The 23,872-nt window shown below is 39.2% G+C and carries 23 protein-coding genes and 1 pseudogene; 13 read left to right on the top strand and 11 right to left on the bottom strand.

The features are described from left to right. Positions 1–297: 297 nt before the first annotated feature. Positions 298–756, bottom strand: coding sequence for a YslB family protein (locus EKM93_RS05140; protein WP_164506994.1), 459 nt, complete (start codon positions 754–756; stop codon positions 298–300). Positions 757–908: 152 nt separating this feature from the next. Here EKM93_RS05140 and racE point away from each other — a divergent pair. Then, positions 909–2,369, top strand: a pseudogene (racE, locus tag EKM93_RS05135) (glutamate racemase). 18 nt (positions 2,370–2,387) lie between these two features. Next, the gene (locus tag EKM93_RS05130; RefSeq protein WP_125713736.1) at positions 2,388–2,906 is read left to right on the top strand and encodes a metallophosphoesterase family protein; all 519 of its coding nucleotides are present in this window, start codon (positions 2,388–2,390) and stop codon (positions 2,904–2,906) included. Between the two features lie 3 nt (positions 2,907–2,909). On the opposite strand, the gene EKM93_RS05125 is transcribed toward EKM93_RS05130, so the two are convergent. Beyond that, positions 2,910–3,638 (bottom strand): MIP/aquaporin family protein, encoded by a 729-nt coding sequence (locus EKM93_RS05125; protein WP_125713734.1) that lies wholly within the window; start codon positions 3,636–3,638, stop codon positions 2,910–2,912. A gap of 210 nt (positions 3,639–3,848) precedes the next feature. Here EKM93_RS05125 and cbpB point away from each other — a divergent pair, with 210 nt between their 5' ends. The 4 genes from cbpB to EKM93_RS05105 all read left to right on the top strand — a co-directional run bounded on the left by cbpB (position 3,849) and on the right by EKM93_RS05105 (position 6,702). Further along, positions 3,849–4,319 (top strand): cyclic-di-AMP-binding protein CbpB, encoded by a 471-nt coding sequence (gene cbpB / locus EKM93_RS05120; RefSeq protein WP_125713732.1) that lies wholly within the window; start codon positions 3,849–3,851, stop codon positions 4,317–4,319. 34 nt (positions 4,320–4,353) lie between these two features. Beyond that, on the top strand, positions 4,354–5,061 hold the full coding sequence (gene dapD / locus EKM93_RS05115; protein WP_125713730.1) for a 2,3,4,5-tetrahydropyridine-2,6-dicarboxylate N-acetyltransferase: 708 nt from the start codon (positions 4,354–4,356) through the stop codon (positions 5,059–5,061). A gap of 84 nt (positions 5,062–5,145) precedes the next feature. After that, the gene (locus EKM93_RS05110; RefSeq protein ID WP_125713728.1) at positions 5,146–6,282 is read left to right on the top strand and encodes an N-acetyldiaminopimelate deacetylase; all 1,137 of its coding nucleotides are present in this window, start codon (positions 5,146–5,148) and stop codon (positions 6,280–6,282) included. 3 nt (positions 6,283–6,285) lie between these two features. Then, on the top strand, positions 6,286–6,702 hold the full coding sequence (locus EKM93_RS05105) for a bis(5'-nucleosyl)-tetraphosphatase (protein WP_125713726.1): 417 nt from the start codon (positions 6,286–6,288) through the stop codon (positions 6,700–6,702). 125 nt (positions 6,703–6,827) lie between these two features. On the opposite strand, the gene EKM93_RS05100 is transcribed toward EKM93_RS05105, so the two are convergent. Then, positions 6,828–7,727 (bottom strand): DUF368 domain-containing protein, encoded by a 900-nt coding sequence (locus EKM93_RS05100; protein ID WP_125713903.1) that lies wholly within the window; start codon positions 7,725–7,727, stop codon positions 6,828–6,830. A 15-nt stretch (positions 7,728–7,742) separates the two neighbouring features. Further along, positions 7,743–8,654 (bottom strand): mechanosensitive ion channel family protein, encoded by a 912-nt coding sequence (locus EKM93_RS05095; protein ID WP_125713901.1) that lies wholly within the window; start codon positions 8,652–8,654, stop codon positions 7,743–7,745. Positions 8,655–8,802: 148 nt separating this feature from the next. Here EKM93_RS05095 and EKM93_RS05090 point away from each other — a divergent pair, with 148 nt between their 5' ends. Continuing rightward, entirely contained in the window at positions 8,803–9,222 is a 420-nt protein-coding gene (locus tag EKM93_RS05090) for a DUF948 domain-containing protein (protein WP_125713724.1), read from the top strand. Between the two features lie 37 nt (positions 9,223–9,259). After that, positions 9,260–9,817, top strand: a complete 558-nt coding sequence (locus tag EKM93_RS05085) for a YtxH domain-containing protein (protein ID WP_164506993.1) — start codon at positions 9,260–9,262, stop codon at positions 9,815–9,817. A gap of 103 nt (positions 9,818–9,920) precedes the next feature. Here EKM93_RS05085 and EKM93_RS05080 read toward each other — a convergent pair whose 3' ends face one another. After that, positions 9,921–10,988, bottom strand: a complete 1,068-nt coding sequence (locus tag EKM93_RS05080; protein WP_125713720.1) for a hypothetical protein — start codon at positions 10,986–10,988, stop codon at positions 9,921–9,923. A gap of 164 nt (positions 10,989–11,152) precedes the next feature. After that, on the bottom strand, positions 11,153–12,256 hold the full coding sequence (locus tag EKM93_RS05075) for a M24 family metallopeptidase (protein WP_125713718.1): 1,104 nt from the start codon (positions 12,254–12,256) through the stop codon (positions 11,153–11,155). Positions 12,257–12,446: 190 nt separating this feature from the next. Here EKM93_RS05075 and ccpA point away from each other — a divergent pair, with 190 nt between their 5' ends. Then, positions 12,447–13,448: a catabolite control protein A gene (gene ccpA, locus EKM93_RS05070; RefSeq protein WP_125713716.1), complete on the top strand. Its 1,002-nt coding sequence runs from the start codon at positions 12,447–12,449 to the stop codon at positions 13,446–13,448. 222 nt (positions 13,449–13,670) lie between these two features. On the opposite strand, the gene EKM93_RS05065 is transcribed toward ccpA, so the two are convergent. Next, entirely contained in the window at positions 13,671–14,756 is a 1,086-nt protein-coding gene (locus tag EKM93_RS05065; protein ID WP_125713714.1) for an iron-containing alcohol dehydrogenase family protein, read from the bottom strand. A 92-nt stretch (positions 14,757–14,848) separates the two neighbouring features. On the opposite strand from EKM93_RS05065, the gene EKM93_RS05060 reads away from it, so the two are divergent. Next, on the top strand, positions 14,849–15,532 hold the full coding sequence (locus EKM93_RS05060; RefSeq protein ID WP_125713712.1) for an alpha/beta hydrolase: 684 nt from the start codon (positions 14,849–14,851) through the stop codon (positions 15,530–15,532). A 124-nt stretch (positions 15,533–15,656) separates the two neighbouring features. After that, positions 15,657–16,379 carry a DUF554 domain-containing protein gene (locus tag EKM93_RS05055; RefSeq protein WP_225423634.1) on the top strand — a complete coding sequence of 241 codons (723 nt, stop codon included), beginning with the start codon at positions 15,657–15,659 and terminating at the stop codon, positions 16,377–16,379. A 78-nt stretch (positions 16,380–16,457) separates the two neighbouring features. Here EKM93_RS05055 and EKM93_RS05050 read toward each other — a convergent pair whose 3' ends face one another. Then, complete coding sequence (locus tag EKM93_RS05050) at positions 16,458–19,229, bottom strand: transglycosylase domain-containing protein (protein WP_225423633.1); 2,772 nt, start codon at positions 19,227–19,229, stop codon at positions 16,458–16,460. A gap of 171 nt (positions 19,230–19,400) precedes the next feature. Between EKM93_RS05050 and EKM93_RS05045 the strand changes: the two genes are divergently transcribed. Both EKM93_RS05045 and EKM93_RS05040 read left to right on the top strand, forming a co-directional pair. Beyond that, positions 19,401–20,093, top strand: a complete 693-nt coding sequence (locus tag EKM93_RS05045; RefSeq protein WP_125713708.1) for a YjjG family noncanonical pyrimidine nucleotidase — start codon at positions 19,401–19,403, stop codon at positions 20,091–20,093. A gap of 46 nt (positions 20,094–20,139) precedes the next feature. Beyond that, positions 20,140–20,595: an ASCH domain-containing protein gene (locus EKM93_RS05040; protein ID WP_225423632.1), complete on the top strand. Its 456-nt coding sequence runs from the start codon at positions 20,140–20,142 to the stop codon at positions 20,593–20,595. A gap of 80 nt (positions 20,596–20,675) precedes the next feature. On the opposite strand, the gene pepV is transcribed toward EKM93_RS05040, so the two are convergent. From pepV to EKM93_RS05025, 3 genes are read right to left on the bottom strand one after another with little or no spacing between them, the layout of a single operon-like run. Beyond that, a complete protein-coding gene (gene pepV, locus EKM93_RS05035) occupies positions 20,676–22,082 on the bottom strand; it encodes a dipeptidase PepV (RefSeq protein ID WP_125713706.1) in 1,407 nt (468 codons plus the stop codon). Between the two features lie 16 nt (positions 22,083–22,098). Continuing rightward, on the bottom strand, positions 22,099–22,452 hold the full coding sequence (locus tag EKM93_RS05030) for an ArsR/SmtB family transcription factor (RefSeq protein WP_125713704.1): 354 nt from the start codon (positions 22,450–22,452) through the stop codon (positions 22,099–22,101). 7 nt (positions 22,453–22,459) lie between these two features. Continuing rightward, complete coding sequence (locus EKM93_RS05025) at positions 22,460–23,833, bottom strand: glycerophosphodiester phosphodiesterase (RefSeq protein WP_164506992.1); 1,374 nt, start codon at positions 23,831–23,833, stop codon at positions 22,460–22,462. Positions 23,834–23,872 lie beyond the last annotated feature (39 nt).

Below are 23,872 nucleotides of genomic sequence, written 5' to 3'. Positions count from 1 at the left end.
CAAAGTACGCTCACGGCGTTAGCCTAGGCTATGCTCAAAATCAACCCGTCTTTGGTCACGCTCTGGATTCGAAACGCGCTTACTAGAGCAAAGCTCTCGCCTAACTACGAATTATTCATAAGCAAGATACGCTTATGAATAATTCGTAGTTAGTTCTCGAGGCTTTCCCGCTCTAGTTCACGCTCTGGCTTAAACGCGTTCACCAACACTGATTTCTACATATAACTACGCCTTGTTGTCAGTCGCAAGCGACTACCTGCCAAGCCTAGGCTATGCTCAAAATCAACCCGTATTGGCTCACGCTCTTAAATTTTCTATAATTTCCTTTGGGTCGGTTTGCAAGGTGATTTTTGCGCCATTTTGTTTTTTCGTGAGTTCACTCATGCCTTCTACGACGATGCCTAATTGATATTCCAATGATTGTGCTAAAAAGCCGGTTTCAAATTGGAAGTCTGGGGTGTCTGTTAGTTTCAATCGTTCTTCAACGGTGGTTCCGGTTAATGTAAAGATATATTGGTTGTGTTTTTGTTTGCTTAAGCTCAAATCTCCTAGACTTGTCAAAACAAAGAAGTCTTGGACGGCTTCCAATGTTTCGAGCGGAATTTTTCGAGCGACGGCTTTACCGGCCCAATACAAAATGGGTCCTGTATCTTTGGATAGTAATTCGGGTATTAAGATATCTCTAAGTAAAGCGGTGCCTGCAAAACTCCCGCCAGCTTCTATGTTATTCAGTTTTGAATTTAATTCATCGGACAAATTTGGCCCCTCCTGTGTCACTAATAATACTATTATACTTTTGCTGGCGCATTCGTGCTACTTATTCCTGAGGAAAACTTGAATTTTTAATCAAAAAAGGCCAAAATGATTAAAGCACGGAAATTGTATTTTGAGCTAAAGGGAGAATGGTAATGAATAAGCAACCCATTGGTTATTTAGATTCTGGTGTCGGTGGATTAACCGTTGTTAAAGAGGCTTTACGGCAGTTACCCCATGAAAAAGTTATTTTTATCGGAGATCAGGCACGTTTACCTTACGGCCCTAGACCTGCGGAACAAGTTATTGAGTTTACATGGGAATTAACGCATTTTTTGTTGAAAAAAAACATTAAAATGTTAGTGATTGCTTGTAACACGGCAACGGCTGCGGCTTTGAGCGTCATTCGTCCTAAATTAAACATTCCAGTTGTCGGTGTGATTTTACCGGGCAGCCGTGCTGCAATTAAAGCTACTAAAACTGGTAATGTGGGCATTATTGGTACAAACGGGACGATTAAATCAGATGCCTATGCTCGAACGATTCATCGTAAGAATCAAAATATTCAAGTCACAAGTGTGGCTGCACCAAAACTTGTATCGCTTGTAGAAAGCAATGAATATCAATCTGTTATCGCCAAAAAAGTTGTGGCGGAAACTTTAGCACCTTATAAAAAGCATCCTGTGGACACGTTGATCATGGGCTGTACCCACTATCCACTGTTGCGGCCAATTATTCAAAACGTAATGGGGGATGGGGTTACTTTGATCGATTCTGGTGCAGAAACGGTTAGTGAAGTTTCTACACTATTGGATTATTTTGATATTGCTAATGATGATCAAAATTATCATCCCGAACATGAATTTTATACAACCGGTTCTGCGCAGATGTTTGATACAATTGCAGGGGATTGGTTAGGGATGTCTCAGATGCATGCTGAAAAAATAGATTTAAAACGACTAATCCCACAAATTTCAATGGAAATGGAGCAATGATTAATGACTGAATTACCTAAAACTGTTGTAATTGCTACAAAAAACCCAGGTAAAGCTAGTGAATTTAAAGCTATGTTTGCTAAAGATGCCATCAAAGTTAAAACGTTATTGGATTATCCTGAAATTAATGAAATTTCCGAAACTGGACATACATTTGAAGCAAATGCTCGTCAAAAGGCAGATACCGTCAGTGCTTTATTAAATTTACCCGTGTTGGCAGATGATTCTGGATTAATGATTGATTATTTACACGGTCAGCCAGGCGTCTATTCTGCCCGCTATGCTGGTGATCATAATGATGCGGCCAATAATGCCAAAGTTTTGGCTGAGTTGGCAGGCGTATCTCCTGAAAAAAGAACAGCGACTTTTCATTCTGTTTTGGTATTTGCCAAACCCCATGCCATGGCGCATGATTTGGTAGTGAGTGGTCAGCTCGCTGGTCAAATTGCATTAATTCCTCGAGGGGATAATGGCTTTGGCTATGATCCGTTATTTTTACTGCCAGAATTACAAAAAACAATGGCTGAATTAACATCAGCACAAAAAAATGAAATCAGCCACCGCGCCCAAGCAATGAAAGCTTTAGAAACACAATGGCGGCAGTGGTATTTAACAAAATAATTTTAAGGTGGGCTTAATATGAAATACTTAATTGTGAGCGATAATCATGGCGATCAAGCTATTTTACAAACCCTTTTAAAAACTTATAAGACACAAGTGGATGCTTTTATCCATTGCGGGGATTCTGAGTTGAATTTTAAAGATCCGATGGTTCAAGAAATGACGATCGTTTGCGGGAATATGGATTTTGATGCGCAATTTCCAGAGTCAGCCACTTTAGAAGTTGGCACAGATCGTATATTCGTGGCTCACGGGCACTTGTGGGGCGTCAATTATGGATTGGATAAGTTATATCAGGCCGGTCTCAAAAATCAAGCTAATCTTATTTTTTACGGCCATACGCATCAATTAGCCTGCACGATGGATCAAGGCCGCTTATTACTGAATCCAGGTTCTATTAGTCAGCCACGGGGACAGTATGCTTATTTACGGGGTACTTTTGCAATAGTGACCACTGAGGCAAAAAAAATAGTTGTCGATTATTATAATCGACAACTTAAACCAGTTCCAAATTTACATTTTGAATTTAAAAAATAAGGGCTATAAGAATACTGTTTTATAAAGGGCAATACCTGCAATACCAGCTAAGATAGGGGCCAAAACGGGCACCCAACCATAGTCCCATTGAGAAGAACCTTTATGTTTCAGTGGTAAAATGGCATGCAGCAATCTAGGGCCTAAATCTCTCGCAGGGTTTAAGGCTGGTCCAGTAGGGCCCCCAAGTGAGGCTACTAAAGTCATAACCAAAAAGCCCAATGCTAAATGTGCAGTGCCTAAATTGTCTTGGAAAAAAGGTGCTTTCGTAATGCCTAGTGCTGAGAAGAATAAGATAAATGAACCGACAAATTCTGAAATAAAGCCGTTGAGTTTACTAGTTGTTGCGTCAATTGTAGAAAATGTGCCAAGAATATGTTCAGGATCTTCGGTAATGTCGTAATGGGGTTTGTACATGGCAACAACGACGGCTTGCCCTGCGATTGCCCCAATCATTTGAACAATGATGTAGGGTAACACTTCAGCCCATGGAAACAGGCCGCTGACAGCCAAACCGATTGTAAAGGCCGGATTAATATGGTTCCCAGAAATACTACCAAAGAGTAGCGCTGGAATCATAACCCCACAGCCATAACCTACAGCGATAACCATCCAACCTGCACTATTACCCTTTGTGCCTTTTAATTCGACGTTGGCTACAGACCCGTTACCTAAAATAACCATAATTGCCGTACCCAAGCCTTCAGCGACTAGGCGTGCACCTAATGAAAACATGTATTGCGCCTCCTAAATTGTGTATTAACTTTCCTATTCTATCAAAAGCTTATAGTCAAGTAAATGGCTGATTATAGTTATTTACTGAAAATAACTCAGTTTAAGAGATATTTAAGGTAATTTTCGGCAGTTGTTCATAAATCTATAGGTGAATCTACAAATTTCTAAGGTACAATGTACAGTATAATCAAATAAGGAGAATTTCAATTAATGATATCAACTGAAATTAGCGATATGCTCATGAAGAATAAACGACATTTTTTAATACCAGCCAGTCAAGTTGCTTCATTAAATGCGGATAATTCGTTAGCCCATGCTTTCTTAGTGCTGACAAAAGTGCGTTACAGCCGGATTCCGGTATTAGACCATGAGTCTAAATTTATGGGTGAATTATCCATGCCGTTAATTACAGAACAAATGTTAGGTTTAGATGATATTGACTTACAGCGTTTGGACGGTATGACGGTTGGTGAAGTGATGGATCGGGAAATCGATACTGTTCAAGATCCTTATGATTTAGAAGAAATTTTACATTTATTGGTGGATAATCCATTTTTACCAGTTGTTTCCCAAGATCAAGATTTTGTAGGGATCATTACAAGACGTGAAATGATGAAAAGTTTAAATTATTTAGCCCATAACTTTGATAAAAATCTGAATTTAATGGATAATAGAGATTAGTAGAAAATTAAATAAAGATTAAAGGAGATTTTGTATGGCTTTAAGTGCACAAGAAATCATTAATTATATTGGAAATGCTGAGAAAAAGACGCCGGTAAAGGTTTATCTTAAAGGGGATTTGGCAAAATTAACAATTCCTGAAGGTATTGAAGATTACTTGGAATCCAAGACGGGTACGATCTTTGGCGATTGGTCAGTTATTGCACCTTTCTTAAAGGAAAATGAGGCTAATATTAGCCAATATCATCTTGAAAATGATGCTCGAAATTCAGCGGTACCATTAGCAGATTTGAAACAATACAATGCTCGAATTGAACCGGGGGCCATCATTCGTAATCAAGTCACTATTGCAGATAACGCTGTAATCATGATGGGGGCTATTATTAATATTGGTTCTGTCATTGGTGAAGGCACAATGATTGATATGGGCGCTGTTTTAGGCGGCCGCGCAACTGTTGGTAAGCATGCACATATTGGTGCCGGTGCGGTTTTAGCAGGGGTCGTTGAACCGGCTTCAGCAACACCTGTCATTGTGGAAGATGATGTTTTGGTCGGTGCAAATGCGGTCATTATTGAAGGCGTTCATGTGGGCAAAGGTGCAGTTGTTGCTGCTGGCGCAATCGTAACAGAAGATGTTCCAGAAAATACCGTTGTGGCAGGTGTCCCTGCTAAAGTTATCAAGCATATTGATACTAAGACGCGAAGCAAAACAGAATTACAAGATGCTTTGAGAAATATTTAAGAATAAAAAGGGTCAAGACAAAACTTAAATTTTGGCTGACCCTTTTATTTCGAGCAGTTATTTTATTAAAAGTGAGGTCAACTTATGTTATCAGCAGCGCAATTGATTGAAATTCGGCGTCAGCTTCATCAAATTCCAGAAATTGGATTGGAAGAAGTTGAGACTCAGGCTTTCTTACTTAAAACAATCCAAGCATTACCTCAAGATTATTTGACAATTAAGACTTATCAAACCGCTATTTTAGTTCATGTCACCGGTAAAAAAGATGATTATACAATTGGTTATCGGACAGATATTGATGGTTTACCTGTTGAAGAAGCCACAGGATTGCCGTATGCTTCTAAACATCCCGGTCGCATGCATGCTTGTGGTCATGATATCCACATGACGGTGGCACTTGGCTTATTATCGCGTTTTGCCGATGAACAGCCAGCACATAACTTATTATTTATTTTCCAACCCGCTGAAGAAAATGCTAGTGGTGGTAAACGTTTGTATGAAGCGGGGGCATTGAATGAATGGCTGCCAGATGAAATTTATGGCCTGCATGACAATCCACAGCTGCCCACCGGTGCTATTGGCTGTTGTTTAGGCACTTTATTTGCTGGTACTTGCGAGATCCATATTACCTTACATGGGAAATCTGGACATGCCGCTTATCCGCACATGGCAAATGATATGGTCGTTGCTGGGGCGGCCCTGGTGAATCAATTGCAAACTGTTGTGAGCCGGAGTGTCGATCCAATTGAAGGGGCGGTTGTGACATTAGGTCATTTTTCAGCAGGCACGACGATGAATGTGATTGCTGGACAGGCACAAATTGATGGCACGATTCGAGCACTGACGCAAAAAATGAATTTACATGTGCAGCAACGGGTTCGTGAAATTGTTCAAGGTATTGAGGTCATGTACCAATGCAAAGCGGATTTAACTTTAGAACAGGGCGGGTATTTACCTGTTGAAAATGACGAAACACTGACACAAAACTTTATGGATTTCATGAAGGCACAAGCGGATGTGAACTTTATTGAAACAAAACCAGCAATGACTGGTGAAGATTTTGGCTTTTTGCTTTCTAAAATTAAGGGCACCATGTTTTGGTTAGGGGTGGACAGTCCTTATGCCTTACATTCTGAGCATTTAGCACCAGATGAAGCAGCTATTGAAAAAGGGATCAATGCGATTGAACCGTTCTTAAGATATCGAGATAAGCAGGTGTAAAAATTGACAGAATATGAAGTCGCCACTGGTGCAGTTATTTATAGCCGAATTGCCGGTAAGTTGCAGTACTTATTGGTTGAAAGTAAGGATCGGCATTTCTGGGGTTTTGCTAAAGGACATGTGGAAGCTGGCGAAACAAAAGAACAAGCCGCTATTCGAGAAATTAAAGAAGAAACAAATTTGGATGTTACGGTAGATATGAATTTTACTGAAGAAATTCGCTATCCGCTGCCTAATGGCAAAACAAAAGTTTCGATTTTTTATGTGAGCGAAGTGGCACCTACTGTAGAAACGACAAAACAGTTAGCTGAAATTAGTGCGATCCGATGGTTTGACTATGAGGACGCTTTGGCTAAATTAACCTATGATAATTTAAAAAACGTCTTAATAAAAGCTAACCAGTATTTGACAAGAACGTGAAAAATTATGGTTAAACGGTGTGCATAACTTAAATTTATAAAATAAATAGGCTTCTAAATCAAAAGTAAAATTCTGATTTAGAAGCCTATTTGATTAGATGACAGAAAACTTACAATTTTGCAAGGTCAGGTTGTTTCTGGTTTATCTAAGAAGATAGTTGCTAAAATACCAATGATAATCATAAATGGGATCCAGAGCAGATCGAGCCAAGTTGTTGCCGGCGTCATTGCCGGTTGGATACCACTTTGCCATAAAATAATACTTGCGGCTAAGACAACACCTAAGACACCATAGTACACTTGACTTTCAAAATGTTTTAATAAGTAATGCATTAATTTTGCAACTAAAATAGTTCCGATCAGTGCACCTATAATAAAGGGGCCAATTAAAAGCACAGTCTGAAAACTTGCTTTAGCAGCGGTAAAATCACCTTGTAGTAGATATTTAAGCAGATCTACAATTTGCCCCACTGCGTTGTAAACCGTACCATATTGGGCAATCACCATCAGCATGATCGAGCCGGAAATTCCCGGAATAATCATTAAAGCAACTGAAAAAGCACCGGCAAAAACCATTTGGCCAGCATCTGACCAACTGGAAAGGGCGGTTAAGCGAATGTAACTTTCAGAATGACCGCTACCAAGATAAGTCAGACCTAAAATTAACAAAAAGCCACCTAGTGTTAATAGTAGATAAGGCCATTTGAAATGGATCTGCTTAAGTTTACGCCAGATAAATGGCAGAATGCCTAATACGAGACCTAGGAAAAAAGCATACGCAGGGATGGGAAAACGCTGAGACAGCCACAAAACAACTTTTGTGGAAAATAAAACACCGATAACAGCGCCGATACCAATTGGTGTTAAGAACCTTAATTGCTGTTTAGGGGCTTTTTTAAAGTCATTGATCGCTGCAATTAAAGGTTCATACAGACCGACAATGACGGCAAAAATACTGCCAGAAAGACCAGGAATAACTAAAGCAATCCCGATTAAAAAGCCTTTAATAGAGTTAAGAAATTGCATCATGAGCTCCTTAAGTTATGACTTGGGGGGCGTATAATTTAGATTTAGACCAGTTTCTGGCAAATGAATATTTTCTGCTTTTAAGGCATCTAAGTAAGCTTTTAAAAAGATACGTTGAATGCGAATTTCATCACCATGTAATGTAAACATTTGAATTTGGTAGGCTAACTGGCCTTGACCTAGATCGGTGAGACCTAATAATTCTGGACCTTGTTTAATTTCTGGAAAATCTGGAGTAAGTGTTTGGTTAGTTGCTTTTATAATTTGTTCCAATTGGTCAATGTTTGTATCGGTATGCACCCGAAGATTGATCAAAACTTGGCGGTCACCGCGAGATTTATTGCTGACGATTGAAATGTTTCGGTTAGGGACAAAGTTCAAAGTCCCATCTGCACTACGGACTTGGGTTGTCCGCAAACCAATAGCACTAATCGTTCCGGTGATGGCACCGATTGTAACCACATCGCCAACATCAAACTGCTGTTCAATGAGGATAAAAATACCAGTGACTAGGTCGTTGACGAACCCTTGGGCACCAAGACCTAATGCTAAACTTAAAACGCCAGCACCGGCGAGTAAGGTACCTACAGGGACACCTAAGGTAGAGAGCATGGCGTATAAATAAAAAAATAGTAAAACATAACTAAATAAATTCATCATCAAAGAGTGGATTGTACTGACTCGATTTAAAGAAAAATTTTTATTGCGGCCGTAGCGTCTAAACAAATGGTTGATAATTCGACGGCCAATTTTATTTAAAATCCAAAACAAGAGGCTAAAGGCGAGTAAGGTTAAGAAGGTGGAAATAATTTTAGAGACAACTTGATCCCAGTTAATGCTAGACCATAGTCTTTGAAAAACATTTGTATTCTTTTGAATTGCTTTAACAGAACTCTCAGCAATTGATTCACTTGCTAATAAAAACAGGCCATTCACGGCAGTCACTCCATCATAATTTTGTAAATTTAAGTTTATCACGGAATGAAGCCGGAATAAAATTTTTCCAATAAATTGAAGCGAAAGTTAATTAATGATATGCTAAAAACAATAATCAAATAGCGGAGGTATATGAAATATGTCAGGTGGAGAAATTGCGGGATTAATTGCGGCCGGTGCCTTTTTAATCTTAGTGTTATTCATTGCTGTATTATTGACAAAATTAACAAAAGTGACGTCAGAATTGAAGAACAGTGTCAAACTTGTCAATCAAACGGTTGAAATCGTCAATGATAAGGCTGAAATTTTAGCAACACAGGTGGAAGGCTTGTTAGACAAAAGCAACAAACTATTAGATGATGTGAACGGCAAAGTTCAGACCATCGATCCAGTATTTCAAGCAGCTGGTGATTTAGGTGAAAGCTTGCAAGATCTAAATGCCAGTTCTAGAAATTTAGCATCTAAAGTGAGTGCCACTGCAGAATCTACATCTAAGCTGGGAGCATTTGCCAAGGGCGTTGGTGCCTTTAATCGTTTTAGAAAGAAGCGTCAAGGCTAGATAATAATTGTAATTCTTAAAAATGGAGGACGATGTTATGAGTAAAAAAAATGATCATTTCTTTTTAGGCTTCACTTTAGGTAGTACAGTTGCCTTTGCAGCGGCTTTATTGTTAGCACCTAAGACAGGGGCACAAACTCAAGAGAAATTACAAGATTTGAAAGAAAAATTGACATCTACAGGTAAGCGTTATTATGATTATGCGGCTGATGCTGCCGAGGATTTGAAGGCGGGTACTGGTGAGAAACTCAGTGATTTTTTAGATAGAGCACCAGATATTGACTTAGGCGATAAAGTAAGTGCTGCTAAACAACCGTTTGATCATGTAACTTCTAACTTACGTGCTCATTTTGATGCTGCTAGAGAACAATTAGAGGAAAAAACAGATCGGGACGATTATGATGATATTGTCATTGATGCGACTGATCCACTAGATGCACAAGCTGAAGATGCTGCTCAAGTTCAATCTGCTTTTCAAGAAGCAAAAGCTGAAGATGGTGTTGATCTTAAAGTGGCGGATGCACTAGATCCTGAGCCAGAAGTAGATATGGACGATACGGATGCAGAAGATACGCAGACGCATCCTGAAGCTTAATAGATTATTTAAGTAAATAGATAGCGCTGAATTAAAAGCTAGTTAACTTTTGATTCAGCGCTTTTTTTGTAGCGATTTTGAATGTTGGTTCGTGCTTGTATGATCAAAATTTAATTTCAGAGACGTATTCTAGTTGTCGGTGATAATCTAATTCAATAAAGTCTGTTGGTTGGACGTGTCCCGGTTGTTTTTCAAAGTAAGTGATGTCGGCAATTTGGAGCATTTTATAAACAAACTGTGAGCAAAACATAATGTTACGCCGTAAGGAGTGTTTTGTGACAAGACCCAAAATATTATAGGCACTGCCGGTTTCATTGATTTTGGAGATTGTATCTAGCACAGTTTGTTTTTGGGCTCGGGTAACTGGTAGGCGGTAGATGAGAATGGAGGCGTCAGGTTTCTTGTGAAACGAGGCAACCATTTCGGGATTTAAACCGGGTGGGTAAACCCGTTCGCCACCGTTGTAACTGATGATCGTATCTAAGTCTGGATCAAAACTCAAAGAGGTGTGGTTAAATTGCTTTTGTGTGAATAAAGCGATGAGTTCACTGGCAGCGCTACCGGTATTTGATACCGCAATATACAAATAAGGATCATCTAAAGTTGCAGCGGCTCTTTTGAAATAATCGGAATTTAAGGTGCCATTGTTAATGTAGTGGGTGGCACTGTGTCGATGCAGATCGCTAAAAATAGGTTGTAGGTTTGTTGGCCTTAAAACTTTTTTAAAGTGATTAGCATTATGTAGCAGCTGCTGGATTTTAGCTTGATTTTTTTGAAAGGCTGCAAAGCTGATGGTTTCTAATTCATCAACAGATGGTAAATAAAAAGATTTTAAATTGACACGGGTTAAAATAGGTGCAAGTAAGAACGGTAGTGGTAACAATAAAGCAGCGATCAAATGTAACGTAAATGGTGTGTGACTGGTAGTGGAAAATGTGATGGTTGTGTTAAAGACGATTTGCAAAATCATCATAATTAGATAGCTACTGCTCAAAATAAACTTTAACTGCCGATTAGCATCTAGCGTTGTAAAAGTTTTTAACAGCAAAAAAGTGGTAATAAAAACGATAGTTAGAATAAAAATTGGTAAATTTCCCCAAAAAGCGAGTATCAAAAGTAAGCCAAAAGTAATTTGATATAGTCGCCGATGATAAATCGCAATATTTTGCATAACAGAGCCCCATTTGTTTTTAAAATTAACGTAAATTTAGCTTATCATAATTATTATCAACTCAAAATGGGCTTAAGACTGAATCTTACTCAGACCATAAAAAAATGGATTTAGGAACAAAATACAAATTTTGTTCCAAATCCATGTTTGTTTTTTTAGTATAATTAAACGATCGGTAACTCTAATAAGTCTTTACTTGTTTTTGTAAAAGGCACATTGCCTGTCTCTGTGACATGAATGCAGTCTTCAATTCGAACGCCAGCAACACCAGGAATATAAATCCCTGGTTCAATAGAAAAGCACATGCCCGGTTCAATGACAAGATCGTTACCAGCCATAATTGAAGGATATTCATGATCGGTCATACCGATGCCGTGGCCAAGACGATGATTGAAGTATTCACCATAGCCAGCTTTTGTAATGATTGAGCGCGCAACATTATCTAGTTCTGCAGCGGTAATGCCAGGTTTAGCGGCATCCATAGCGGTTAACTGAGCTTCTAGACAAACATCATAAATTTCTTTTGACTTAGCATCAATTTTACCAAAAGCAACTGTTCTAGAGGCATCACTATTATAACCTTGATGAACCGTTCCTAAATCAAACAAAACTAAAGCATTAGGCGTCATTTTATCTGGTAGGGCAGCGCCATGAGGATTAGCGGCATTAGCACCACTTTGAACAATTGTATCAAAGCTCATGTGCATAACGCCTTGTTTCATCATGTGATATTCGATTTCAGCAACAATTTGTTGTTCTGTCCGATCTTTAGAAATAGCTTTAAAAGCCGTTCTAAAGGCTTCGTCAGCTTCAGCGCCAGCAGCCATCATCAAGTCGATTTCGGCGGCTGATTTGTATAGACGCTGATGTTCAATGAAGTCTGTGGCATTCACATCAAAACTAGCTTCTGGGAAGTTTTGAATTAAAGCTTCATAACGGTGAACTTGTAACTGTGGTTTTTCAATAGCCCATTTTAAAGGGTTTTTAACACGTTGTTTAATATAGTCACTAATTAATGCATAAGGTTCTTGGTGATCTAAGTAACCGTAGACATCATAAGGCCAATTTAAGCCTTTGATAGATTCTACTTCTAAAGCGGGTGCAAAGATGAAAGGATCTGCATCGGCAAATACAAACAGACCTAATGTCCGTTCTAGAGGATCGCTACCAAAGCCAGTGTAATATTCGATATTTTTAGGGTCGCTGACGTAAGTAACATCCAAGTGTTGTTTTTGGGTCCATTGTCTTAGCTGGTCTAATTTATCCATATCTAACCTTCCTTTTTCATAGTCTATGGAATAGTATATCACAGCTTTTATTTTCATTTTCAAAAAACGCTAAGGTTAAAATGACACATATTTTCATGAAATTTTCATAAAAACGCTTGCATTTTTGTTCTAACAGTGTTAAATTTATTTTTGAGAAATGAAAGGGAATTAATATGGAGGTAAAAATATCATGGATAAACAAACAATTACAATCTACGATGTAGCAAGAGAGGCTAACGTTTCGATGGCTACTGTCTCACGGGTTGTAAACGGTAATCCCAATGTCAAGCCAGCTACACGGCAACGCGTTTTAAAGGTTATTGAAGAACTAGATTATCGACCAAATGCGGTGGCTCGGGGATTAGCAAGTAAGAAAACAACAACAGTTGGGGTTATTATTCCTGACGTATCAAACATCTTTTTTGCATCTTTAGCTCGGGGTATTGATGACGTTGCCACAATGTATAAGTACAACATTATTTTGGCAAACTCTGACGAAAGCGGTCAAAAAGAAGTTCAAGTTTTAAACAACTTATTGGCAAAGCAAGTCGATGGCTTAATTTATATGGGTCATACATTGTCTGATGATGTTCGGGCTAAGTTTTCACGTTCAAAAACACCAGTTGTCTTAGCTGGGACAATTGATCCAGACGAACAAGTGGGCAGTGTTAACATTGACTACAAAGAAGCATCTCGCTTTGTAGTGGATAAACTTGTCAAAGACGGCAATGAAAAAGTAGCCTTTATTTCTGGTAGTATGGATTATTCTATTAATCGAGATTATCGCTTAGAAGGTTATAAAGCAGCCTTAAAAGAAAATCATTTACCATACGATGAAAGTTTAATTTTTGCCACAGATTACAGTTACAAAGCTGGCGAATCACTATGGGCTAAGCTAACGGCAATTGGTGCTACAGCAGCTTATGTTGTGGATGACGAATTAGCAGTTGGCGTATTAAATGGGATGTTGGATCACGGGATGTCTGTACCTGAAGATTTCCAAATTATCACAAGTAATAATACAATTTTGACGGAAATGGTCCGGCCAAAACTTACTTCTATTAGTCAGCCATTATATGATATGGGCGCGGTTGCAATGCGGCTATTGACTAAGATGATGAACAAAGAAGAAATTGAAGAAAAAACAATCTTATTACCTTATGATATGATTGAACGTAATTCTACAAATTAAATTTGCATATAAAAAGAGGTGGAGTCAAAATAAATTTTGACTCTACCTCTTTTTTATCACCGTACTTATGTCATAAGTCTAGGTTACGCTCTGTATAAATGCGCTCACCAACACTGATTTCTGCGCTTAGCTACGGCTAACTTGTAAGCAAAGTACGCTCACGGCGTTAGCCTAGGCTATGCTCAAAATCAACCCGTCTTTGGTCACGCTCTGATTCATGCTCTAATCTTTATCTAGTTCTTCAACTTTTTCCATGGCTGTCAAAACGTTACTGGCAGTGATATTGGCGTCAATTAGTCGGAAGCTTTCATGATCACTGGCAGCAATTTCGGCAACTTTTTGCAATGCATCTTGATTGTCGTCAGTAACATTAAGTTGTGCTAGATTAGTTGGTAAGCCTACTTTTTTATAGAATGGTTTCAAACGCTTAATTTCATCAAAATCTTTAGTAAAAGCAAGTTGTACTAGTATGCCATAAGCGACTTTATTGCCATGTAACACACTGTGCGTTGCTGGGATAAAGGATAGACCATTATGTGTAGCATGGGCACCGGCCATTCGACCATATTCAGCGGCAAAGCCACCGACAGTACCGGCTAAAGCGATCACGGTATCCGCAATTCGACCAAAGGCTGGGACGACTTTTTGAGTGTTAATCGCTGCTAAAGCTGGATCGGAATCTTCTAATAGAATATCTAAAATTTGTTTGGCACTGGCAATACCTAAACGGATACCAGCTGTTTTTTCTTCACTTTGTAAGTGGCGTGTTAAACCTTCAATTTCATACCATTTTGCTAAAGTATCACCAATACCGGCGACTAAATAAGCAGGTGGCGTTGTTAACAATAATTCCCAATCAACCAAAGTTAAATCCGGAGCTTTTTTGAAATAAGCAACCCGTTTAAAGGTATGATCGGGATGGTAAATGGCGCCGATTGGTGTGAATGGCGCACAGTTGGAAATTAAAGTTGGGATGGACACCATTTTGGCATCTAAAAATTCAGCGGCATCTTTAGCCGTGTCTAAAACGCGACCGCCGCCGATTCCAATAATAGTATCAATTTGTTTGATTTCATCGGCTAACGCCTGTGCGTTTTCATCACTAGAACTACCATCATAACGATAAATTGGTAAATCTAAAGCTTTACCATAAAACTTAGTAAAAGCCTCAAAAGATTTTGTACCCGTAATAATGGCGCACTTGCCAAAATCTTCTAAATAAGCTTCTAAATTTTCTAGGACATGCGTCCCACCGACATAACGGTTTGCGCCGGGCCGGATTTCACTAGCTGCATTAACACCTGACATATAAAAAGCCCCCTAATATAATAAAAAACTAATACTATTCTATTGTTTAGCTCATTAAAAGTCAATTTTTATTAGAAAAGAGTGTGTATAAGATGAGAATATTTGAAATAAACCAGAATTCAGTGAATCGAGTTTGCCTCATACCTAATCTGACTTATCAAAATACAGCTTTTTGGTTTGACCAAACTCGCCGTGACTGGCAATTAGATCTATTGCTGCCTTTTGACTATGCGCAGCAGCCAGCACATCCGGTAATTATTTGGCTAAGTGGTGGGAGCTGGCAGATGATGGATCGTCAATCCTATTTACCGGAACTTACTTTTTTAGCGCGAGCAGGCTATGTTGTGGCTAGCATGGATTACCATTTGGGTGCGCAAGGTGCTTTTCCCATGCAAATTAAAGATGTGCGGCAAGCATTAGCTTACTTAAAAACGCAACAGGCCATCTATCATTTAGATCTAAATCAAGTTACGTTAATGGGCGATTCTGCTGGGGGGCATTTAGCCTTATTGCGGCAGCAAACAGCAACCAAAGCACAGCTGCAAGCCGCTAGTCCCATTCATTATGTTCAGGCAAATTTACCTAGGACTTTGTTATTGCAAGGTGATGCAGATCAATGGGTGCCTTTTGAGCAAGCGCTTTATTTAACGCAAGCGTTGCAGGCTGCCGGAAATCAGGCAGAATTGTTCAAGCTAAATCAGGGGCAGCATGTGGATCCACGTTTTTTTGCACCAGTAATTAATCAAAATGTTTTGGCCTTTCTGCAAAATAAGTAAATTCTGTTTATAAGAAAAAACTCATTTAAAAATATTAATTTAGCACGATAAAATAAGCATATTTAGCGTATAATGTAAAAATATGACAAAATAATATTAAAATGAGGGGATTCTAATTTATATAGTGGGGATAGGGACGCTAGTTAATACTGGTGCTGTCATTTTAGGTGGTTTTATCGGTTATCTTGGGCAGCGCTTTTTAACGGACCGTTTACAAACAACGATTATGCAGGCGATTGGTGTTGCTGTAATTTTTATTGGTATTTCTGGGAGCTTGAGCCATATGCTAGTGCTTAAAGGGCAGCAGTTAAGTACACAGGGGGTAATGATGGCGACAATATCCTTAGCTTTGGGCGCTTTAATTGGTGAGGCGATTAATATTGAAGGTCGTTTTGTAAAAATTGGTGCCTGGTTGCGGCAACGAGCCGGTCGGGGGAACGATTCAAAATTTATTGATGGTTTTGTGATCGCTTCTTTAACAACGTGTATCGGGGCAATGGCGATTATCGGCCCATTACAAGATGCTTTGGGACATGATCCAACAATGTTGTTTACGAAAGCGATTTTAGATGCGGTGATTGTGGCTTTGTATACGTCATCGTTTGGTATTGGGCCGATTTTTAGCGCACTTCCAATTTTTATACTTCAAGGCCTGGTGACCTTGTTAGCTGTATTTATTGACGATTATTTAACAACAGCGATGACAAATGGTATTTCTTTAGTGGGCTCAATGATGATTTTTTGTATTGGTATTAATTTGTTATTAGATCGAAAAATAAAAGTGGCTAATATGTTACCGGCACTAGTGATTGTTATATTTTATGCTGCTTTATGGCCGATGTCGTAAGCTTAAGCCCATCGTAAAAACAAAAATAGGTTTCTGAAAGTTGGCGATATGCCGGATACTTTCGGAAACCTATTTTAATTAGTAGCCGTTACCACTTAGGCCGGTTGAACCGGTGGTATTGTAAGTACCATAAGTGGAATTGCCGCTGCTATTGGAATAACTGTAATTACCGGTACCATATTGATTAGACAGGCCACTAGAAGTGGTGGTGCCGTCGTCACTAGTACTTGTGCTGCCGCTATAATTACCTTGACTGTAGCCGCTATAGTTGCCACTACCGAAACTGCCAAAGGTGCCATAGGAACCGTTACTATAATAATATTGGGATTCATTATCATCAACACTAGCACTCTTGCTACGGACGGTTTTACCTGTGTAGGTAGAGGTGATACCGTAGTCGTTGCTTCTGCCGAAGAAGTAATTCCAGAACAGTTTGTAATTCTTTTCGCTACCACCAATGGCGAATTTATAAGTTAAATCTTTAGCGCTGCTATCATTAAAGAGCGCTTTTGTTTTTTGCCCGCTGACTTTAGTAGTGACATTATTATATTCAATACTGCCGGCTAAAGTGCCGGTGTCTTCCAGCACAGAAGTGGTCTTAACCGAACTTGGTTTAGACATCTGCTGGTTAAGTTTAAAGATATTCGAATTATTTTCATAAACCGCTGATAAAATATGTGCCCAGTAGGTCAAGTTGTTAGTGCTGGCGTTACTATCTAAGTTGTAATTGTGACCGTAGAAATTATCGTAGCCGATCCAAGACGCCATTGTTACCCCTGGTGTAGAACCGATAAACCAAATATCTCGATAATCATTGGATGTCCCGGTCTTACCAATTAACTTAGATGTGGAAAATGGTAACTGACCACTCAATGATTCGGCAGTACCTTCGGAGACAACGCCGGACAGCATATTTTGCATAATATAAGCGGTACTCTTAGAGAAGACACGTTGTTTGGCTTCAGGTGCTTGATAGATCACTTTACCAGATGGATCTGTAATTTTAGAAATCACGTGTGGTGTGACGTGCACCCCTTGATTGGCAAAGGTTGAAAAGGCACTGGCTTGTTGTAAGACGGTGACCCCATTTGTTGTCCCGCCCAAAGCGATCCCTAATTCACTATATTCTTTGTCACTTAGGTGAATGCCCATTTTTTCCATGTATTCTTTGGAAGTTTTACCCTTTTGTAAGGCGTGGTAAATATTAACGGCAGGGATATTGTAAGATTCAGCTAAAGCTTCACTGACAGACATGAAACGGTTTTGAATTTGTTGTCCATAATCTGTTGGGAAATAACCGCTATAGCTGACTGGGAAGTCGGCAACCATCGTTTGATTGCTAATCAGTTTTGTTTGGACTGCAGGGCCATAAACCAACATTGGTTTGATGGAAGAACCTGGAGAACGTTTTGTGTCAAAGGCGTGGTTCAATTGGAACTTACTAAAGTTACGACCACCGACAAAGCCTAAAACAGCACCGGTTTGATTATCTAATAAAACTGTCCCATTTTGTACATATTCGGTGAATTGTGTTGGCTGCTGCGTTGTGGGGTCAGTAATCGTTGATGTCTTAGATTGGCCTAAATAGCTGGCATATTCTTTGGAAGCCGTCTGCATTTCATCATAGATCTCACGATTGATCGTACTGTGTACACGATAGCCCTTTTGCCGCAGCAATTGATCAGCTTGCTTCCAGTAAGTGTTGTAAAGCTCTGTATCTTTTTTGACAGTTTTTAGCTTTTTGCCATCTTGCTTAACTAAATTATCAATTAAAATATCCCGTGCTTCTACGGTAATGAGATTGTAGACATAACCATAACCACGTTTTTCAGCTTTAGGCGTTTCTTTAGCTTGAAATTCACTCGTAAGATCGACTTTTCTAGCAGCCTCATATTCTGCTTTTGTAATGTCATTATGACGATACATTCGGAATAAAACCGTATTTTTCCGGTCTAAACCAGCAGAAAGATCACTTTTTAAGCTCCCATTTTGTTTGTATGGGGTGTAAACTGAAGGACTTTGCGGTAAACCTGCAATATAAGCCGCCTCAGCTAAGGTTAAATCGCTGGCGTGCTTGTTAAACAATCCCAAGGCTGCTTGTTCCACACCGCCGACGTTTTGCCCCTTATTATTGCGACCAAAAGTTGCCGCATTGAGGTAGTCTGTTAAAATTTCAGATTTAGAGAAATAACGATCTAAGCGAATTGCCAATAGAATTTCAATGGCTTTACGTTTAAACGTTGTTTCAGAAGATAGAATTTTCATTTTAACAAGCTGCTGCGTCAAGGTAGAACCACCAGTTTGTGTCCCAACACCGGCTAGATCGGACAGTAGGGCTCGGGAAATGGCTTTGGGCACAATTCCGTTGTGTTGGTAGAAATATTCATCTTCTGTAGCCACAATCGCTTTTTTCAGATATGGTGAAATTTCATTGCTCTTAACCGGTGTTCGTAACAGATCGGTTGTAATATTGCCCAATTTATCGTTTTTGGCAAAGTAAAAAGCGGCTGATTCATTGGAATCTTCAATTTGGTTTTTCATATTTTGGTAAGTAGGGACGTCTTCTTGACTTGCCAAAGAGGCAAAATAACCCATACCAACCCCAAAAACCAAACTAAAAAGAATGAATGCAGCACTGACTAAAATTAGCAGTAGTGTTTTAACTGAGCTAATTGCCACATTAAAATAAAAGATGATTCGTTGCCAAACACTAGCATTCGCTGGCATTTCGGACGAATCTTTACTATCTACGACTTCTGGGCTTTCATGACCATCATCATATGTAAAAAAATTACCGATCCTTTTGAAAAGGTTTCGTAATTTCTGCCACCATAACTGTGGTTTTTTCAAAATGCTTCCCACCTTTTTTTATACAGGCTATATTATATAACATATTGAAATGGGAAGGTACTGTTTGTCACGAACTTTAAAATTCTTTAGCAAGTGGTTTTGAATAAATCTTGGCGATTAAAGCGAAGAATAAGTGGTAAAATAGGGCTAAACATATTTTGAGGTGACGGTGTGTCTTATAAATTTTTATTATTTGATTTGGATGATACAATTTTTAATTTTAGTGCCGCTGAGTATACGGCATTGGCGGCGATGTTTACTGAAATTGGTATTGAGTTAACACCAGAACTCCGGCATCAATACCATCTTTTTAATCAACGACTTTGGCAGATGTATGAAAAGGACCAGATCACGCGCGCCGAGTTGTTAAAGACCCGATTCATTTTATTTTTCAAAAAAATGAAGTTGGATAATCGGGGGATGAATATAGACCATTTATACCGGGACTGTTTGGCAGCGCAACACCAGTTACTGCCAGATGCAGAATTGTTACTCCAGACGCTACATAAAACTTACCGGCTGTTTGCGGTTACCAATGGGATTGCCCAGACGCAAAATCGACGGTTAACAGAATCAGGTATTGACCGATATTTTGATGATATTTTTATTTCAGAAGCGATTGGTCATCAAAAGCCGCAAAAACCGTTTTTTGATTATACATTTGCGCATATTCCAAATTTCGAGTCTACCCAAGCTTTACTGATTGGTGATTCTTTATCAGCTGATATTTTAGGGGGACAGAATGCAAAGGTTGATACTGTTTGGTTTAATCCAGACTTTCAACCTAACCGTACAAAAATCTTACCTATTTACCAAATTTCACGGCTGCTAGATTTGAATCAATTACTAATCGAGCAAGATTAAAGGTATGCTATAATATAGCTAAATTTATGTTGACGGAGAAGAATATATGAAACAAAATATGATCGAGCAATTTTGGGATAAATATCGAAAAATAAATACACAAGCACCTGAGCATTTCCAAGCTTGGTCGTTTGGCTCTAATGCCCAGACGGCTGATGAATTGGCTAACTTGGTGTTAGCTGGTCGTAAAACGGCAACGGCTTCAAATGCTTTATTATATGAACTGACGAATGAACCCATTCCCAAAGTAGGCGATTTGAGTATTGTCTTAAATGGGTCACAATTGCCAGTTTGCATCATTCAAACGACAGCTGTGCAAGTGGTTGCTTTTAATCAAGTGACCGAGGCCCACGCCCAAAAAGAAGGCGAAGGGGATCTGTCATTAGCTTACTGGCAGCAAAGCCATCGAAAATTCTTTGAAGCAGAATTTAAAACATTAGACCGAGAATTTTCTGAAGATATGCCTGTTGTTTGCGAAGAATTTAAAGTCGTATATAGTTAATAAAAATAAGCACATAATTAAAGACGAGATCGGATCAAACTTAATTGATCGGATCTCGTCTTTAATTTTGAAATGAGTTCTTATTTTGTAAGCCGGTAAATAGCATCTGCATAAATTGCAGTGGATTTAAGAATTTCGTCAATTGGCATGGCTTCATTAGCTTGATGCATCAAATCTTTAGTATCTGGGAATTGTGCGCCAAACGCAACGCCTCGTTTTAGAGCCCGACCATAAGTACCGCCGCCGACAATAACTTCTTGTTTTGGCAGGCCTGTGTGATCGCCATAAACGTCTAACAATGTTTTGACTAATGGGTCTTGACCAGAAACATAATGCGGTACTTCTTGGTGAGGTTTATCGTTAACGGCAAAATCTGTGCCTAAGACGTCGGTCATTTGGGCACCGATTGTCTTTGTATCTGTACCTTGAGGATAACGAATATTAACCGTAATCGTTGCTGTCTGTGTCGCAGTATTATAGTCAAATACTGTTGGGCAAGCAGTTAATGGACCCATTAGGTCGTCTGTGAAGACAATACCGATTTTTTTGCCAGGAACATCTTCGTGGAGTGTCGTACCAATGGTTGTTAGATAAGTCGCGCCATTGGCATCAAAGGCGAAGTCTTTAAGGAATTGGCCTAAGAAAGTCGCCCCATTACGGCCTTCTTGCGGATGTGCTGCATGCGCCCCTTTACCATGTAATTCTAAAGTGTAGGCTTCATCTGCAAAAGTGATCGTACCGGTTAGTTTATTTTTAGTTAAGTAAGTTTGAAATGCCTTTTCAAAAGCAACATCTTGGGCGTGTTTGACGACGGCAGTTGCTGCATGGGGTACCATATTATCGCGGATACCACTTTGGAAACGAATTAAGGTATAGTCTGCTGGGGCTGCCGCTGTTAATTTTTCAGTTAAAACAAAGGAAACAATGCCTTTTTCGCCATTAATAATTGGGAAAGCAGCATCTGGTGAAAAACCATAATCCGGTGTCGGTTCATCTTTTAAGTATTCATTTAAGCCAACCCATTCACTTTCTTCATCTGTACCAATGATAAAATGAATTTTTTGTTTTGGCGCAATGTTTAATTTTTTCAAAATCTTTAAAGCATAATAAGCGGCGATTAACGGGCCCTTATCATCAGAAGTTCCACGGGCAATAATATTACCGTCTTTAATTACGGGCTCAAATGGAGCTGTTTCCCAGCCGTCACCAGCAGGAACAACGTCAACATGGGCTAAAACGCCTAAAATTTCGTCACCTTGTCCGAATTCAATTCGACCGGCAACATTTTTAATGTTTTTAGTGTTAAAACCATCTCGTTGACCAAATTCTAAAACTTTGTGCAGTGCCTTTGCTGGACCAGGGCCCAATGGAAAATCGGCAGTTTTATGTTCGATGTCTCGAACACTTTCGATTTTTAATAGCTCAATTAAATCACGCATTAAATCATCTTTGTAAGCATTTGCTTCTTGTTCCCAGTTGATAGACATGTGGATAAACCTCACTTTAGTTAGAATTTTTTTCATTCACGTGCTCTAAGACAAGCCGGAATATATTAATCACGTGGTCATCGGCTAGAGCGTAAATTACTTCCTTACCGACTTTACGATTCTTAACAAGTTTTGCTTCTTTTAAAGCTCTTAGCTGATGTGAAACAGAACTTTGGGACATATTTAGAATACTCGCAATATCTAAAACACGCAATTCGGATTCGAATAAAGCGTATAAAATCTTAGCGCGGGTTTTGTCACCAAAAGTTTTGAGCATTTGCGTCATTGAATCAATTGTCTTTTCTGAAGGTAAAGACTGTTGAACATTGGCGATAAGTGCTTCGTGGTTGATTTCGTCATTTTTTAACATTAGTTGATCATCCTTTGGTGTTGTTATTAGTATAACTTAAAATCAGAGGGTATAAAGCTTGTTCTTGCTTTAAGGCTAATAGATTTTCAGTTGTTTGCGATGTGAAACGATCATAATTACGTTGTTGGACATAAGTTAACATAGACGGCAGACTAGCTAAAATATTAATGTTGTTCGTCCGCTGGCTCGCATCTTGAGACAAATAGAGTTTCAAGGCTGTTTGGCTGTCATTGGCCATAGACTTAAATTGTACCAGAAATTGACTGCTTTGAACCCAACCAGCTTTAATTTTAAACCAAATTGAACCGGAAACGGAGCGGACAGCCCTAATTTTGTAGTTCTTATTAGGTAAGACAATGCCAGTTGTCCGTTGAGGATAAAGGGGGGAGGCGTAAGCTGTTTGCGTGGTTCTTTTAGGTTTTAATTGAATTTTTTGATTTAAATATAAAGCGGCACTGGTTAAGTCATCCGCAAGATTCACGGCGTTAGCTAAGACAAAGCGATTTTCATCTATTTGATAGTAGGTTTGATCGCCGATGCTAATTCGTTGGCTGACATGAACTGGTGTAAAGGGCTGCAACGCTTTTTTAGTTAGATCATAGCGGTAAGGATTAACAAAAGTTTTAACGGCAGTGTCGCTGACTAAAGCGGCGGTGCTATCCATGTCTGAAATTCGGGCGTTATCTTTGAGCTGCTGATAACTGGCACCGATGCTAGGATAATTGGTCACCACACCATCAATCGGCAAGTTTACAATATAATTCCAGCTCTTTTGTTTTTCAGTCATTTCATCCCAAACGTAAACCTGTTTGCCTAAGTAATGCAGCTCATCAATTAATTGAGCCGTCACCAGTTCGGAGGAAATGTTGATGGCATTAACGTACTGCAGATTTTCAAAGTTAATCCGCTTTAAGCTGCCAACAATAAAAATTCTAGGAATTTCTGGCATTAACGTTTGCATTTGTTCCATACTTTTTTGTGAAAAAGAGTGGACCATGACACGATCAGCCATATTATATTTTTTAATCGTTTCTACAAGCAATGCTTCCATATCTTTAGGATTGCCGGCTTTAGTTTTTTTAGTCTCTACTAAGAACTTTGCATTGGGATTATTTTGATAATGGGCAAAGACTTCATCTAAACTATGGATCGGTTCACCGTTGGCTGTTTGCAGCTTGTGCAATTCTGAGAACGGCTGAGATGAGACGATGACACTTTGACCAGTGACGCGTTCTAAGTTACGATCATGAGAGACCACTAAAACACCATCCTGAGAACGATGCACATCTAATTCCACATATTCTGCACCTTCATTAAAGGCAATGTCAAAGCTTTGAAAAGTTTCTTCAGGAGCATTAATCGGATCCCCCCGATGCCCCACAACTGTAAATCCTGTGGTAAAATAGAAAACGCAAATTAA

Origin of the sequence: Agrilactobacillus yilanensis (genome assembly GCF_003946725.1) — a bacterium.
Taxonomy (GTDB): Bacteria; Bacillota; Bacilli; order Lactobacillales; family Lactobacillaceae; genus Agrilactobacillus; species Agrilactobacillus yilanensis.
This window is presented reverse-complemented; position numbering and strand designations above follow the sequence as displayed.